The sequence below is a fragment of the Aquabacterium sp. genome, from assembly GCF_016234775.1.
Lineage (GTDB): Bacteria > Pseudomonadota > Gammaproteobacteria > Burkholderiales > Burkholderiaceae_C > Aquabacterium.
Genome location: NZ_JACRAH010000005.1, coordinates 66,290 through 80,065, shown reverse-complemented (window position 1 = coordinate 80,065; position 13,776 = coordinate 66,290). Strand labels below are relative to the sequence as shown.

14 protein-coding genes are annotated in these 13,776 nt (G+C 63.7%); 4 read left to right on the top strand and 10 right to left on the bottom strand.

What is annotated here, in order from left to right; translation table 11 throughout:
- Window positions 1–15: 15 nt before the first annotated feature.
- Window positions 16–1,761 carry a DNA repair protein RecN gene (gene recN, locus HY836_RS02590; RefSeq protein WP_290673277.1) on the bottom strand — a complete coding sequence of 582 codons (1,746 nt, stop codon included), beginning with the start codon at window positions 1,759–1,761 and terminating at the stop codon, window positions 16–18.
- Between the two features lies 1 nt (window position 1,762).
- Window positions 1,763–2,665, bottom strand: coding sequence for an NAD kinase (locus HY836_RS02585; protein ID WP_290673275.1), 903 nt, complete (start codon window positions 2,663–2,665; stop codon window positions 1,763–1,765).
- Between the two features lie 93 nt (window positions 2,666–2,758).
- On the opposite strand from HY836_RS02585, the gene hrcA reads away from it, so the two are divergent.
- The 4 genes from hrcA to HY836_RS02565 all read left to right on the top strand — a co-directional run bounded on the left by hrcA (window position 2,759) and on the right by HY836_RS02565 (window position 6,502).
- Window positions 2,759–3,778, top strand: a complete 1,020-nt coding sequence (gene hrcA, locus HY836_RS02580; RefSeq protein WP_290673273.1) for a heat-inducible transcriptional repressor HrcA — start codon at window positions 2,759–2,761, stop codon at window positions 3,776–3,778.
- Window positions 3,779–3,871: 93 nt separating this feature from the next.
- Window positions 3,872–4,849, top strand: a complete 978-nt coding sequence (locus HY836_RS02575) for an MBL fold metallo-hydrolase (RefSeq protein WP_290673271.1) — start codon at window positions 3,872–3,874, stop codon at window positions 4,847–4,849.
- 5 nt (window positions 4,850–4,854) lie between these two features.
- The gene (locus tag HY836_RS02570) at window positions 4,855–5,751 is read left to right on the top strand and encodes a LysR family transcriptional regulator (protein ID WP_290673269.1); all 897 of its coding nucleotides are present in this window, start codon (window positions 4,855–4,857) and stop codon (window positions 5,749–5,751) included.
- A 145-nt stretch (window positions 5,752–5,896) separates the two neighbouring features.
- The gene (locus HY836_RS02565) at window positions 5,897–6,502 is read left to right on the top strand and encodes a hypothetical protein (protein WP_290673267.1); all 606 of its coding nucleotides are present in this window, start codon (window positions 5,897–5,899) and stop codon (window positions 6,500–6,502) included.
- Between the two features lie 117 nt (window positions 6,503–6,619).
- Here HY836_RS02565 and HY836_RS02560 read toward each other — a convergent pair whose 3' ends face one another.
- The 8 genes from HY836_RS02560 to HY836_RS02525 form a co-directional block, all read right to left on the bottom strand.
- On the bottom strand, window positions 6,620–7,054 hold the full coding sequence (locus HY836_RS02560) for a nuclear transport factor 2 family protein (protein ID WP_290673265.1): 435 nt from the start codon (window positions 7,052–7,054) through the stop codon (window positions 6,620–6,622).
- Window positions 7,055–7,069: 15 nt separating this feature from the next.
- Window positions 7,070–7,843 (bottom strand): SDR family oxidoreductase, encoded by a 774-nt coding sequence (locus tag HY836_RS02555; protein WP_290673263.1) that lies wholly within the window; start codon window positions 7,841–7,843, stop codon window positions 7,070–7,072.
- A gap of 22 nt (window positions 7,844–7,865) precedes the next feature.
- Window positions 7,866–8,420: a DUF3833 domain-containing protein gene (locus HY836_RS02550; RefSeq protein ID WP_290673261.1), complete on the bottom strand. Its 555-nt coding sequence runs from the start codon at window positions 8,418–8,420 to the stop codon at window positions 7,866–7,868.
- Window positions 8,417–9,694, bottom strand: coding sequence for an MFS transporter (locus tag HY836_RS02545; protein WP_290673259.1), 1,278 nt, complete (start codon window positions 9,692–9,694; stop codon window positions 8,417–8,419). The genes HY836_RS02550 and HY836_RS02545 overlap by 4 nt, the downstream gene beginning before the upstream one ends.
- Before the next feature lie 3 nt (window positions 9,695–9,697).
- On the bottom strand, window positions 9,698–10,198 hold the full coding sequence (locus HY836_RS02540; protein WP_290673257.1) for a chalcone isomerase family protein: 501 nt from the start codon (window positions 10,196–10,198) through the stop codon (window positions 9,698–9,700).
- Window positions 10,199–10,304: 106 nt separating this feature from the next.
- Window positions 10,305–11,588: a cyclopropane-fatty-acyl-phospholipid synthase family protein gene (locus HY836_RS02535; RefSeq protein WP_290673255.1), complete on the bottom strand. Its 1,284-nt coding sequence runs from the start codon at window positions 11,586–11,588 to the stop codon at window positions 10,305–10,307.
- On the bottom strand, window positions 11,585–12,358 hold the full coding sequence (locus HY836_RS02530) for a DUF1365 domain-containing protein (RefSeq protein WP_290673253.1): 774 nt from the start codon (window positions 12,356–12,358) through the stop codon (window positions 11,585–11,587). The genes HY836_RS02535 and HY836_RS02530 overlap by 4 nt, the downstream gene beginning before the upstream one ends.
- A gap of 22 nt (window positions 12,359–12,380) precedes the next feature.
- Complete coding sequence (locus tag HY836_RS02525; RefSeq protein WP_290673251.1) at window positions 12,381–13,697, bottom strand: NAD(P)/FAD-dependent oxidoreductase; 1,317 nt, start codon at window positions 13,695–13,697, stop codon at window positions 12,381–12,383.
- Window positions 13,698–13,776: the final 79 nt, after the last annotated feature.

The following is a 13,776-nucleotide window of genomic DNA, read 5'->3' as shown; positions in this document are numbered from 1 at the left end:
ACGGCCGTGCGTCGCTCATGCTGCTTCCTTCTTGCGTTTGGCTTTGTTGGCCGCGGCATCGCTGGCGGCCGCCTGGGCATCGTGTGCCGTGGCCGAATCGAGCATGACTTTGGCGTGAGCGCGGCTGGTGTCGGTCACCGCACCACCCAGCATGCGGGCCACTTCGTGCACGCGTTCGGTGGCTTGCACCTCGCGGATGTCGCTGGTGGTCTGGCCATGGTTCAAGGCCTTGGACACCACCAGGTGCTGGTGCGCACAAGCTGCGACCTGGGCCAGGTGCGTCACGGCCATGACCTGGCGTTCGCGGCCCAGGCGTTGCATCAACTGGCCCACCGTGTCGGCCACCGCGCCACCCACACCGGAATCGATTTCGTCAAAGATCAGCGTGCCCACTTGCGCCGCTTCATCGGCACGTTGCGACGTGGTCACCGCAATGGCCAAAGCCAGCCGTGACAGCTCGCCACCGGATGCCACCTTGCCCAATGGGCGCGGCGTGCTGCCCGCGTGGCCGGCCACCAGGAACTCGATGTTCTCCAGGCCATAGGCCTGTGGTTCGTCCTGCTTGAGCAGCGAGACCTCGAAACGGCCACCGGCCATGCCCAGATCCTGCATGGCCTCGCTCACCGCCTGCGCCATGGCAGGGGCGGCTTGCGCACGCTGTTTCGACACGGTTTTGGCCACGTCCAGCCAGACCTGGTGGGCTTGCTGGGCGTCGCGCTCCAGCGCTTCCAGATCGGCGGCGGCATCCAGTTCGGCCAGCTCGGCTTTCCAGCCTTGCAGCAGTGCAGGCAATTCGGGCGCGGGGCGGCGGTAACGGCGCGCCAGGCTCATCCAGGCCGACATGCGGTTGTCCAGCTCGGCCAGACGATCCGGATCCAGCTCGGTGTGGTGCAGCGCGCTGTTGAGGCTGTGCGCCGCATCTTGCAATTGCGCCTGGGCGCCACGCAGGGCTTCTAGCGCATTGCCCAGATTGGGCTCCACGCCGGCCACTTCTTCCAACGCGGCAATGGCGCGGGCGGTGAGCGAGTCGGCGCTGTCATCGGCTTCCGAAACCACATCCAGTGCCAGTCGGGCACCGTCGAGGATGGCCTGGCCGTGGCTGAGGCGCTGGTGCTCGGTGTTGAGCTCGTCCCACTCATCCGCTTGCGGATTGAGCTTGTCCAACTCGGCGATCTGCCATTGCAGGCGCTCGCGTTCGCGGTCCAGGTCGGCCTGCTTGCTGCGGGCTTCGTCCAGGCGGCGCTGGGCTTCGCGGCGTGCGGCCCAGGCTTGTTGCAGCGCGGCGTGGTCCACACCCGCTTGCGCGTCCACCAGGGCGCGAACCGAATCGGCGCGCGTCAGGCTTTGCCAGGCGTGCTGGCCGTGGATATCGACCAGGTGCTCGCCCAGCTCACGCAATTGCGTCACAGTGGCGGGGCTGCCGTTGATCCAGGCGCGGCTCTTGCCCTGGCTGTCCACCACGCGGCGCAGCAGCAAGGGTGCGCCTGCTTCCAGGCCATCAAAGCCGGCTTCTTCCAGCCAGGGGGCCAGCAGGGTGGCCAGTTGTGCGGAGGGTTCGAACTCGGCGGTGATGTCGGCGCGCGCGGCACCTTCGCGCACCACACCCGCGTCACCACGGCTGCCCAGGGCCAGTTGAAGGGCATCGATCAGGATGGACTTGCCGGCACCGGTTTCGCCGGTCAGGGCTGTGAAGCCGCCGCCAAGGTCCACTTCCAGGCTGGTGACGATCACGAAATCGCGCAGTGTCAGGCGGCGCAACATCTCAGCTCACTCCTTCGTTCCAGCGCAGCTTGCGGCGCAGGGTCGCGTAGTAGTTCCAGCCCTTGGGGTGCAGGAAGCGCACCTTGTGGGCAGATTGGCGCACCGTCACGCGGTCGCCGTGCAGCAGGCTGGCCAGGCTCTGCATGTCGAAGTTCATGCTGGCATCGCGGCCGGCCACGATTTCGATGGTGATGGTCACGCTGTCCGACACCACCAGAGGCCGGTTCGACAAGGTGTGCGAGGCAATCGGCACCATCACCCAGCCACCCAGGCCCGGGTGCATGATGGGGCCGCCGGCCGACAGTGCATAGGCCGTCGACCCGGTGGGCGACGCCACGATCAGGCCGTCTGCGCGGTAGTTGGCCACGAACTGGCCGTCGATCTCGGCGCGCAGCTCCACCATGGAGGCGGTGGCCCCCCGGCTCACGACCACTTCATTGATCGCGTAGCCTTCATAGATGGTCTCGAAGCCGGCGCCGCGCATGGGGCGCAGCACGGCGCCTTCCAGCATGGCCCGGCGCTCTTCCTCGTACTGGCCGGCCAGCATCAGGGGCAGGGCGGTGGCCATGTCCTTGTGCTGGAGGTCGGTGATGAAGCCCAGGCGGCCCTGGTTGATGCCGATCAGCGGGATGTTGAAGGGCGCCAGTTCGCGGGCAATGGCCAGCATCGTGCCGTCGCCTCCCAGCACCACGGCCACATCGCACTGCTTGCCGATTTCCTTGATCGCCAAGGACGGGTAGTCCGTCATGCCGGTGTTCAGGGCAGTTTCCTGCTCCAGCCAGACTTCGACGCCGGTGCGCGCCAGAATATGGGCTACGTCCTCCAGAACCGGGCGGATGCCGCGGGCCTGGTACTTGCCAATCAAGGCAGCATGACGGAAGCGTGAGGTGGGCAGACTCGACATGCGGGGAATTACACCACACGGGGGTGTCAAAATGAGACCGTCCCCCACTGAGGGGCTGGCGCCGTTTCACTCGGAAACTAAAATGAAGAACACATGCTGGATGATCGAGCCAAGATTCTGTTGAAAGCGCTGGTCGAGCGCTACATCGCCGATGGGCAACCCGTCGGCTCGCGCACGCTTTCCCGCGCCTCCGGCCTGGATCTGTCGGCTGCCACCATCCGAAATGTGATGGCGGATCTGGAGGAGCTGGGCCTGATCGTCAGCCCGCACACCTCGGCCGGCCGCGTGCCCACGCCCAAGGGTTACCGCCTGTTCGTGGACACCATGCTTACGGCCCGCCACCTGAACCTGGCTGACCTGGGCGCCGAAACGCGTGATCAGCTCCAGCCCGATCAGCCTCAGCGCGTGATCGCCAGTGCGGCGCACATGCTGTCCAGCCTGTCGCAGTTCGTGGGCGTGGTCACCGCACCGCGCAAGGTCTCGCTGTTCCAGCACATTGAATTTTTGCGCCTGGGCGACAAGCGCGTGCTCGTCATCCTCGTGTCGCCCGATGGCGATGTGCAGAACCGCGTCATCTTCACCCCGCAGGACTACAGCCAGTCCCAGCTGATCGAGGCCAGCAACATCCTCAACGCCCACTATTCGGGCCTGACGCTGGATGAAATGCGCGAGCGCCTCAAGCGCGAGGTGGATCAATTGCGTGGTGACATCGGCAACCTGATGCAGCAGGCCGTGCAGGCTGGCGGCGAGGTCATGGCCGAAAACAGCGACCAGCTCGTGCTCTCCGGCGAACGCAACCTGTTGACGGTGCAGGATTTCTCCAACGACCTGGGTTCGCTGCGCCGCATGTTCGACCTGTTCGAGCAAAAGACCCAGCTCATGCGCCTGCTGGACGGCTCCAGCCGGGCAGACGGGGTGCAGATCTACATCGGCGGCGAAAGCCAGTTCGTGCCGTTCGAAGAGCTGTCCGTCGTCTCGGCGCCGTACGAGATCAACGGCCAGGTGGTCGGCACGCTGGGCGTGATCGGACCCACCCGCATGGCCTATGACCGCATGATCGAGATCGTGGACATCACCTCCCGGCTGGTGTCCAACGTGCTCAGTCAGAAATAAGAAAATCTTTTAGATATCCCAAGTAAATACAATTTGCCTTATTGATGGGCAGCCTCTAGCCTTGAGGCCCTGAACCCATTAAACGGAGCAAAGATGCAGACTTGGATGAAGCGCAGCCTGGGTGTGGCTGCTGGCGTGGTGGTGTTGCTGGCCGGCCTGGCCACGGGCCTCAGCGCCATGGACGCCCCTTTGCCTGTGCCCACGCAGAACCTGCCGGATCTGGGTGCCAGCCTGCCACCTGCCAGCCCGCCGTCAGGCCTGGGCTTTTCGGTGCTCAAAACCTCCGAATCACAGGGCGTCTTCGAGGCGCTGGAGGTGGGCGGTGGTTCGTGGCTGCGCTACCGCCACCCGGCGCATGTGTCCGTGCTGGTGCGCCACCCGAAGGTGACCTTTCTGTTCGACACGGGCCTGGGCCGTCAGGTGGATCAGCAGTTCGCGGCCAACACCTTCATGGATCGCCTGTCCTTCGCGTACCGCAACGTGGCGCCCGCCGTTGATCAGTTGGCCAAAGCCGGCTGGGCGCCGGACCGCATCAAGCTGATCGTGCCTTCGCATATGCACTGGGACCACGTCAGCGCCTTGCCCGACTTCCCCGATGCCGAGGTGCTGATCAGCCCCACCGAGCGCGAACACGCCCGGCACGGCCATGCGCCGGCCTTTCTGGCCAGCCAGTTTGCCGGCGTGCAGCATTGGCGTGAGCTGAGCTTCAAGCCGGGCGCCTACCTCGGCTTTGACCGCAGCTTGGATCTGTTCGGCGATGGCGCTGTTGTGCTGGTGCCCTTGGTCGGGCACACGGCAGGGCAGGTGGGCATGTTCCTGAACCTGCCTTCCGGCCAGCGCTACTTCTTCACGGGCGACACCACCTGGACCATCGAAGGGCTGCAGAAGCCGGCCGATCGCTCCTGGGCTTTGCGGCAGGTGGTGCATGTGGACCACGACGAGGCCACGAACCAGGCCGCCATCGTGCACGTGCACCGCATCATGCAGCGCTTCCCGCAGTTGACCGTGGTGCCGGCGCACGATGAGAACGTGGTCAAGACGCTGCCGCACTTCCCGCAGTTCCAGGAGTGAGTGGCGTGAACCTGCGCAACCTCAAGTACTTCTGCTCGGCGTATGAGGCGGGCTCCACCGTGGCGGCAGCCAGGCTGTGCAACGTCACCCAGCCGGTGATCTCCAACGCGATCGCGCAACTGGAAGAAGAGCTGGGCACGCGCCTGTTCACTCGCCAGCAGCGCGGCCTGGTGCCCACGCCTGAGGCCATCCGCCTGTTCAGGCTGGGCGGCAAACTGCTGGCCGATGCCCAAGCCATCGTCGAAACTTTTCAGGACGTGGCCACCCACCCCAGGCTCAGCCTGCACATCCACCCCACGGTGAGCGTGGCCCATGTGCGCCAGCTCATCCGCCACCTGAAGCAGATGCTCACGCACCTGGAGCTGTCCGTATTGGACGACCCGCAAGCTGCGGACGCCGAACTGACCAGCCAGAGCTGCGCCGCGCCGGGCAAAGCCTTCATGCCGCTGTGGGAAGAGCAATACGCCTTGCTGGTGCCCGCCGAGCACCCGCTGGCCGTGAAAGAAGCACTCTGCCTGCAGGATCTGCACGGCGTGGCCTTCATCGAGCGCACGCAGTGCGAACTGGCCAGCTACTGGCACGCCGGCCTGAGCCAGCATCAGATCGTGCCCGACGTGCGCGCCCGCGTGGACAGCCAGGAATGGGCGCTGGGCCTGGTGGCCGCCGGTGTGGGCGTGACCATGGCGCCGCTGCACCCCATGTTGATGACACCGGGCCATACGCAGGAAGGCATCGTGGTGCGCCGCGACTTGCGCGAACTGCAAGGCGCCAGCCGCGTGGTGGGCCTGGCCTACGACGCCCACGCCAGCAACGCGCAGGAAAACGGCACCCTGGCCGAGGTGTTGCGTGCATGCGAGCTATGGGCAATGCCTCTCCGGTGGCCTTTGCATGACTGTTGCTGAACAGGGGTGACAAGGCTCTGCAAGTGCAATCCCTGATTGAACTCATTTGACGTAACCTGTCAAATGATTGCACCTTGTCTCGATGGCAAGGTTTGTGGCGATGCCACAAGAGGTTCACTAATTAACTCATATCAGAGAGGCCCAAATGCTTTCTACATTCAAGTTCGCCAGATTGATGGCAGCGTCTGCTGCCTTGCTCGCGGTGACCGCGCACGCCGAGTTGCAGGTCTGGAAGATGACCGGCACGGTCTACGACGAGATCAACCAGCAAGGCGAGCCCTTTGTGCCGCCATCCAGCTACTATGCGCATGGCAAGACCGTGACGGTCAACTACGCCGTGGACACGGAGGCCAGCTCCAGCGATGGTTTCTTCTACAGTTCCGTGCTGGCCTTCACCGTCAACGGCATCGGCTCCAAAACTGACAGCAACAGTTCCATCTGGGCTGACGGCGTGGGTCTCAACGCGCTTAACGTGTCGCCCGTTACCGCTCGCGCAGACAAGGTCAGCTTCTTGTCCTTTAACCGCTTTGGAGGGCCCAAGGTCACCAACGTTAGCGATGCTTTGAGTGACTTCTCGGCCGCAACGGCCAATGGCACCGACGTCGACTACCGTGTTGACTTTGGCTCCGCTGGCAGCGTGCGCGTCAAGCCCACCTCGTTCACCAAGCAAACGATCCCTGCGCATTGCAAGTCCCCGCTGTACCTCTTGATCGACCCCAGGTGCGCTCCACTGCGTCCACTTATGCGCTGAAGTGAGGCCGCGGGGGGGCCGTTGGCCGCCCTGCCAGTCGACTCAGGCCTCGCCAATTGCGCTGGCCTGTGCGATGCAATCGCAGGTTACCGCAAGCCGGAAGGCATCGTGGGGCGATCAGGCCGTGGCCGACAAGCGCCGTGTCAGCCAGCGCACGAGCGTCCCCAGTACAGGGATGTGCGCGTAGAGCTCTTCGGCCGGGTCCCAGTAGTCTCGATGCTGCTGGATGCGCCCATCCGGCGCGTAGCGCAGGTGGCTTGCGCCATGGATGATCAGTTCACCCTGCGGCCGCTTGATCAGGAAGTCCCAGGTCAACCAGGCCTCATCCCCCTGCGTCATGGCGCTGCGCACGATGAAGCGCGGCGTATTGATCGTCTCGAACATGTGCATGAACACACGCTGGATGCCCGCGACACTGGTGACCTCGTTGAACGGGTCCTTGAAGCGGGCCTGTTCCGTGTAGATCGCCTCCAGCATGCTGACACTGGCGGGGCTCAGTGTTTCAAAGAACTGCACGACGCGGGTGGTGCGTGGATCTGGCGAAGGGCTCATCATGCTGGCGAGGTGTCACAGGCCTGTGGCGCGGCGCACCAGGCTGAAGTAGAGGGCATGCGGCAAGTGTCGCATCAGCTTGAGCCACAAGGTGAAGCGCTTCGGAAAGTGAATCTCGAAGCGGCCGCGTGCCCAGCCTTGCACGATGGCCTGGGCCGCCTGATCGGGTGAGAGCAGGGCGGGCATGTCGAACTGGTTCTGCGAGGTCATCGGTGTGGCCACGAAACCGGGGTTGATGACCGAGACGCCAATGCCCAGATCATGCAGATCCAGGTACAGCGTGTCGGCCAGGTGTTGCATGCTGGCCTTGGTCGGGCCATAGGCCAGTGAGTTGGGCAGGCCTCGGTAACCCGCCACGCTGGCCACCAGGCTCAGGTGCCCATGCCCTTGCTTGATCAAGGTGGGCAAGATGGCATCCAGCACGTGCAGCGTACCCACCACATTGACCTGCTGATGCTTCAGTGCTTCGTCCAGATTGAAATCCGTGGCGCGCATGGCGCGGTAGTGGCCGGCACAGTACATCACCAGATCAAGGCGACCAGTCTGTTTCAGGATGTGCTGCGTGGCCTGGGCCACGTTGGCTTGGTCAGTCACATCCAGTGGCATGGCAATGCTCCCCGGGTGGGCCTGCGTGAACCCTTGCAACGCTTCGCTGGATCGGGCAGACACCACAACCTGGGCGCCAAGCGCATGCAAGGCCCGCGCGGTGGCTTCACCAATGCCGGTGGAGGCACCGATGAGCCACACGACCTGGCCTTGCCATTGGGTGATCCGGGGGTTCAGGGGCATGAGAGGCAGTCTGAGAGTGTCTTCAAAGTTTGGTGAACGACAGCGTCACGTCGCCCAGATGGATGCCGAACTTGCTCATCGCGGCCCTGTTGATCACGGTGCGGCTGTCCACCAGGAACATCCAGTCTTCAAGCTGCACATGCCAGACTTGGCCATCGACGGGCAGAGCCATGGTGTAACTCCAGTAAAAGGCGTTGCCCGCTGACTCGCCAGTGGCTTGTCCCACCACATCATCCGCGCGTCCGCTGTAGCGGCCACCGCCCAGGTCCGTGAGATGCCAGATGCGTTGCTGGCGGGTGCCATCGCTGTAAGTGAAGCGCTCGTCCAGCGTGCCTTGCTGGCCTTCCCACTTGGCTTGCATCTCAACCACGAAGCGCTTGACCACGCGGCCTTGCCGATCCGTGAAGATGCCTTGAGCGCGAAGCGGGCCATCCAGGTATTGGCGCAAGTCGAGCCTGGGTTGCTCGTTGGCGTAGTCTTGAATGCGTGGCCCGGCACAGCCGCTCAGGGCTGCTGACAGACCCACGGCCAACATGGCTGATGCGATGCCGTGCAAGGTGCGTTTGAGCCGGTTCATGCTTGTGCTTTCAAAGTAGGGTGGCGGCGCATGGCATGCCACAGTGCCCAGGCTGCCAACAGCTTGAACACGCATGGCAACAGCCCATATGCCATTGACAGGGCCAACTGGTTTTGATCGGTATGGCGCCCGGTTTCAAACCCGACCAGGGCCAGCAAAGGCAGGCTCAAGCCGGAAGCCAGCGCGAGATTGAGCTTGGTCGCAGCCGTCCACCAACCCAGAAAGCGGCCTTCACTGTGTTGGCCCAGCCCCGCGTGGTGGATAAGCCCTGTGAGCAAGGCACCGGGGATAGCCAGGTCGGCGCCCAGGGCCAGCCCGGTGGCCACGCACACGAACAGGAAGGCCCAGGTGTCGCCGGGTCCCAGTGTGGGGACAGCGCAAAACGCGGCCATGCTCAGCCCCATGCCGACCAGCCAGCTGCGGCCCAGCCCCAGCCGCCGGATCAGGCGGACCCACAGTGGCAAGCCCAGGGCCGCAGCCAGGAAGTAGCTGCCCAGAAACAGCGGCTCCCAGGTGGGCGCCTGCAAGGTGTCGCGCACGAAGAAGGGCAGCAAGGTAGCAGGGATGGCGCTGGCCGTGCCGTTGAGCAGGAACACCAGCAACAGCGCTGTGAAGGCGCGGTTGGACCATGGCGACGAGCTCATGGTCGAGGTCACCTGCGCCCTCAGCAGCGCAGTGTGAGCCGGCAGGGTTTGATGCAAGGCCCACAGCCCGATCATCAGGCTGAGTGCCAGGGCCAGGCTCGTGGCTGGCAGGCCCAACCAGGCAGGAAGGACGCTGGCCAGCAGCACGCCAGCCAGTGCAGCACCTTCTCGCCATGCGACCAGGCGCGCCCGCTGATCAGCATCGCCACCCCAGCGCGCCCCCCATGTCTGGTGCACCATGGTGATCACGCTGTAGCTCAGGTAGGTCACCATCAAGGCGGCGCTCAGCCACAGCAGCAAAGGCGTGAGCTGGCCTGGGCTTACTTCTGGCGGCGTCCATAACGCTGCGAAACCTGAGGCCATGGCCACCGATGCCAGCAGCGCCACTTGCCAGCCTTGTGCGGGGCTTCTGGCAAACAATCGGTCTACCCAACGGCCAATGCCTGGGTCCAACAGGGCATCCAGCAAACGCGTACCCAGCAGCAACAGGCCCAGCGTGGCCAAAGGCACGGCGTGGTGTTCAGCGTAGTGGCGAGGCAGGCTCACATACAGAGGCAGCGACACGAAGGCCAGCGGCAAGCCCAGCAGACCGTAGCGCCAGCCGTTGCCTGCGGTGTGCGCTGCACCCATGGCTCAGCCTTGCCCGATCAGCGAGGCACGCAGGCCGGGCGCTGATGTCTTGTCTGACAACCAGATGCCGAAGAACAGGCGCGCATAGTCCTTGTCCTTGATGCTGGCGGTAGCCTGCCCATTGAAGTAGAAGCGGACCAGGCCTTGTCCATCGTGCACGCCGGTGAGGCGGTCATCTGCTTGCACGTCGGGGAAGGCCTTGTTCATCATGTCCTGCCAGGCCTTGGACTGCGCTTCGCTGAAGTCGCCCACGCGGCGCATTTCGGCAATCGATCGTTCTGCGATGTCGCTACCGTTCAACTTGCGTGCGTAGGCCAGCTCCAACGCAAAGGGGAGGCTGTCATAGCGCAAGGCATCAAAGGCAGGAGGCGCCCACAAGCGTGCCTCGTACACACGCAGGCCGAAGAAGCGCAAGGTGGCGCGGCCCAGCAACTGGGCTTTGCTGAGCGCACTCGCCACCTCGGCGGGCGTGGTGGCAATGGGGGGGGCGGCAGACGTGGTCATGGTGCAGGTGGTGGAGACGCAAAGGGCAGTCAGCTGTTGCAGACAGCGCCTGCGCGTCAAGGATGAAGGGGTGGCTGGCATGGTGTGATCGCGCATCGAGCCTGCTTCAGGCCGGGCGACGCAGCGTGAACTGCATGACGTCCGTGTTGCCATGGTCAAAGGCGGCTTCACAGTAAGCCAGGTAGAAGGTCCAGATACGGACGAAGCGGGTGTCGAAACCCAACTGACCAACGTCTGCTTCGCGCTGCAGGAAGGCATCGCGCCATCGACGCAGTGTTTCGGCGTAGTCAGGCCCGAAAGCCAGTCGTTTGTCGACCACCAGGCCGGCCTTGCGCGCCATCGCTTCAAACTGCGAGGGACTGGGCAGCAGGCCACCCGGGAAGATGTACTGCTGGATGAAGTCGGTTGACTTCACATAGCGATCGAACAGGTCGTCTCGGATGGTGATGGTCTGGATGCAGGCTCTGCCACCTGGCTTGAGGCAGCGTTTGATGGTGTCGAAGTAGCTGTCCCAGTATTCACGGCCAACTGCTTCGAACATTTCGATGGACACGATGGCATCGAACGGTTGGGCCTCATGCTGGGCAACCAGATCGCGGTAGTCCTGATAGCGCAGATCGGCCTGCTGGCTCAAGCCGCCCTTGGCCATGCGGTCCTGGGCCCAGGCCAGTTGCTCTTTTGACAAGGTCACGCCCGTCACGTGTGCGCTGCGCTCCTTGGCTGCCGTCTCGGCAATGGCGCCCCAACCGCATCCGATCTCCAGCACGCGGCTGCCCGCTTGCACGCCGGCCTCGTCCAGTGCGCGACGCATCTTGGCCTGCTGGGCCTCCTGGAGCGAGTGGCCAGCCAGTTCTTGAGCGCTGCGCCCCTCGAACCATGCACTGGAGTAGTTCATCGACGGATCCAGCCACATCCGGTAGAAGTCGTTGCCCAGGTCATAGTGGGCGTGGATGTTCTTGGCGCTGCCCGTGCGTGAGTTGCGATTGAGCCAGTGCTTGACGCGATAGAGCAGCGAGCCCCACCAGGAGCCGTACACAATCTGCTCCAGGTGATCCCGGTTGGCAATGAACAGCGACAACAAGGCGGTCAGGTCTGGCGTGTGCCAGTCGCCATCGATGAAGCTCTCGGCAAAGCCAATGTCGCCTGACTTCATTGTGCGTTCGAACACCCGCCAGTTGTTCAGGCAAATGGTGGCGCGAAGGCTGGTGGCCGTGTCTGGCGCATGGGCCGGAAAGCGGCTGTGGCGGCCGTCGGGCCATTGGATGTCCAGTCGGCCGTGAGCCAGTTTGTCCAGCATCCTGAATACGGTGCGAGCAGAGGCTGGTGCGTCGGCGGGCAGCGTGGCATGGCCTGCGGCCTGCGCTGAAGGGGTGTGAGCGGTGGTGTTCATCGTGTGACGAAGCGTTCCGGCGCGGCGGGTTTGTGGAAGAAGGGCACGCGCTTGAGCAGAAGCTTCAAGGCATGCCAGTGGATGCGGGCCACCACGCCAAGCGTCATGAGCGGCATGGTGCAGAAAGCGTGGCGGGCACTCCGGGCTGTGAAGGGGTGCAGATGGCCGCTGATGCTGGTCTGCAGCAGCGGGCCCTGCTCGTCGTGCAGATCGATGCGAGCCAGCGTGCGCTCAGCAGTGCGCTCGAAACGGAAGCGGTATTGCCCTGCCACGCTGCAAAAGGGCGAGACGTGGAACACCTTGTCGGCCGTCAAGGTCTGCCCCCAATGCAATGCCTCGCCTTGAAGCAGATAGCAGTGCCTCTCGCCAAAGGTGTTGTTCACCTCCGCCAGGATGGCAGTCAAGGTGCCATCTGCACGATGGGCAAACCAGAAGCTCACGGGTTTGAACGCGTGGCCCAACACGCGGGGGTAGGTCTGCAGCCAGATCTCGCCATCCGCGTCGTCAATGCCTTCCTGGCGCAGCAGTGAGTCAAACCACGCCAACGCATCAGGCCCGCCCTCGCCATGGTCCTGATCCAGAAAAGTGATCAAGCCGAATCGACGACGAGGAACGGCCCAGCCGTGTGATCGGCCATGGCGCATGGGCAACAGAAGGAAGTAGCTGTCATGACTGAATTGGTGTTCGGCGGGGCGCAAGCGACGGTGCCAGACCTGTCCCATGCCGATAAAGGCTTGAGGTGCGGCGGCATCCTGCATGTGGTCGCTCATGGTGTAGCCCTTGTCAAGTCCATCAGGCAGCCTGCCGTGTGTGCGCACGATGCTGCTGCTGGATCAGTTGCGCGGCGTTCAGTCCCGCCTGCAAGCCGTCTTCATGAAAGCCGTAGCCGCACCAGGCGCCGGCATACCAGGTGTGCGCAAGGCCTTGAATGGACGGCAGGGCCTTCTGGGCATCAATCGCAGCCTGGTCGAAAACCGGGTGGGCGTATTCGAACTCGCGCAACACTTGGTCTGCGTTTGGTTCACGCACCGGGTTGAGCGACACCACCACGGACTGATCCCAGGGCAGGGGTTGCAGGAGATTGATCAGATAGTGGAGACACACGCGCGATGCGCCGCGCCCTTGCTGGGGGGCTCGCTCATAGTTCCACGCAGCCCAGGCTTTGCGCCGCTGAGGCAGCATGCTGGTGTCCGTGTGCAGCACGGCACGGTTCGCTTGATAACGGATGGCGCCCAGCAACTCACGCTCCCTTGGCGTGGCTTGGGAGCCCAGCATGGCCAGTGCCTGGTCGCTGTGGCAGGCCATGACCACACCATCAAATGGCTCGGGGCCTTTGGCGGTATGAACGATGACGCCGTGCGCCAGGCGAGAGACCGCTGTGACCGGGGTGTTCAGGCGTGCATCACTCAAGCGCGGCAACATCTTGCGAACGTACTCTCGTGAGCCGCCTGTCACCGTGTACCACTGGGGCCGGTTGCTGACTTGCAGCAGACCATGGTTGTGGCAGAAGCGGATCATCGTGGCCATGGGAAAGCGCAGCATCTGCTCGGTCGGGCAGGACCAGATGCAGGCCACCATGGGCAGGAAATAGTCGTCTCTGAAGGGCGTGCCGAAGTGATGCTGATCCAGGAAGGCGCCAATCGGTTGCGCCAGCGCCTCGGCCGCGCCGGATGTGGCCAGCGCCGTGGTCAGCTTGTTGAAGCGCAGGATGTCGCGCAGCATGGACCAGAAGCGCGGGCTCAGCAGATTGCGTCGTTGCGCAAACACCGTGTCGAGCGAGTTGCCACTCCACTCGATCGCCGCCTGCTCGTTGCCTTTTGCTGCCTGAGGTGACTGAACCGAAAAGGACATCTCTGAGGGCGATCGCACCACGCCCAGTTCATTAAATAGGGCGATCAGGCCCGGGTAGGTTCGTTCGTTGTAGACAAGAAAGCCCGTGTCGACCCCGTGGGTGACGCCGTCGATCGTCACGTCAACGGTGTTGGCGTGGCCGCCAAAGTGGCGCCCGGCCTCGAACAGGGTGACGTCGGTCGGGCTGCCTGAGGCACTCAACTGCCACGCAGCACTGAGGCCGCTGATGCCAGCTCCAATCACGGCGATACGGGGCATGAGCACTCCAGTCTATAGTGGTGAACTAATTAGTTCATAAATTGAACTCATTGGTTTAAATGATATCCGCATGGGAATT

What these genes read in the sequence shown, in the direction of transcription:
- recN (WP_290673277.1), bottom strand. Translation starts at nt 1,761, where the DNA reads ATGTTGCGCCGCCTGACACTGCGCGATTTCGTGATCGTCACCAGCCTG.
- HY836_RS02585 (WP_290673275.1), bottom strand. Translation starts at nt 2,665, where the DNA reads ATGTCGAGTCTGCCCACCTCACGCTTCCGTCATGCTGCCTTGATTGGC.
- hrcA (WP_290673273.1), top strand. Translation starts at nt 2,759, where the DNA reads ATGCTGGATGATCGAGCCAAGATTCTGTTGAAAGCGCTGGTCGAGCGC.
- HY836_RS02575 (WP_290673271.1), top strand. Translation starts at nt 3,872, where the DNA reads ATGCAGACTTGGATGAAGCGCAGCCTGGGTGTGGCTGCTGGCGTGGTG.
- HY836_RS02565 (WP_290673267.1), top strand. Translation starts at nt 5,897, where the DNA reads ATGCTTTCTACATTCAAGTTCGCCAGATTGATGGCAGCGTCTGCTGCC.
- HY836_RS02560 (WP_290673265.1), bottom strand. Translation starts at nt 7,054, where the DNA reads ATGAGCCCTTCGCCAGATCCACGCACCACCCGCGTCGTGCAGTTCTTT.
- HY836_RS02555 (WP_290673263.1), bottom strand. Translation starts at nt 7,843, where the DNA reads ATGCCCCTGAACCCCCGGATCACCCAATGGCAAGGCCAGGTCGTGTGG.
- HY836_RS02550 (WP_290673261.1), bottom strand. Translation starts at nt 8,420, where the DNA reads ATGAACCGGCTCAAACGCACCTTGCACGGCATCGCATCAGCCATGTTG.
- HY836_RS02545 (WP_290673259.1), bottom strand. Translation starts at nt 9,694, where the DNA reads ATGGGTGCAGCGCACACCGCAGGCAACGGCTGGCGCTACGGTCTGCTG.
- HY836_RS02540 (WP_290673257.1), bottom strand. Translation starts at nt 10,198, where the DNA reads ATGACCACGTCTGCCGCCCCCCCCATTGCCACCACGCCCGCCGAGGTG.
- HY836_RS02535 (WP_290673255.1), bottom strand. Translation starts at nt 11,588, where the DNA reads ATGAACACCACCGCTCACACCCCTTCAGCGCAGGCCGCAGGCCATGCC.
- HY836_RS02530 (WP_290673253.1), bottom strand. Translation starts at nt 12,358, where the DNA reads ATGAGCGACCACATGCAGGATGCCGCCGCACCTCAAGCCTTTATCGGC.
- HY836_RS02525 (WP_290673251.1), bottom strand. Translation starts at nt 13,697, where the DNA reads ATGCCCCGTATCGCCGTGATTGGAGCTGGCATCAGCGGCCTCAGTGCT.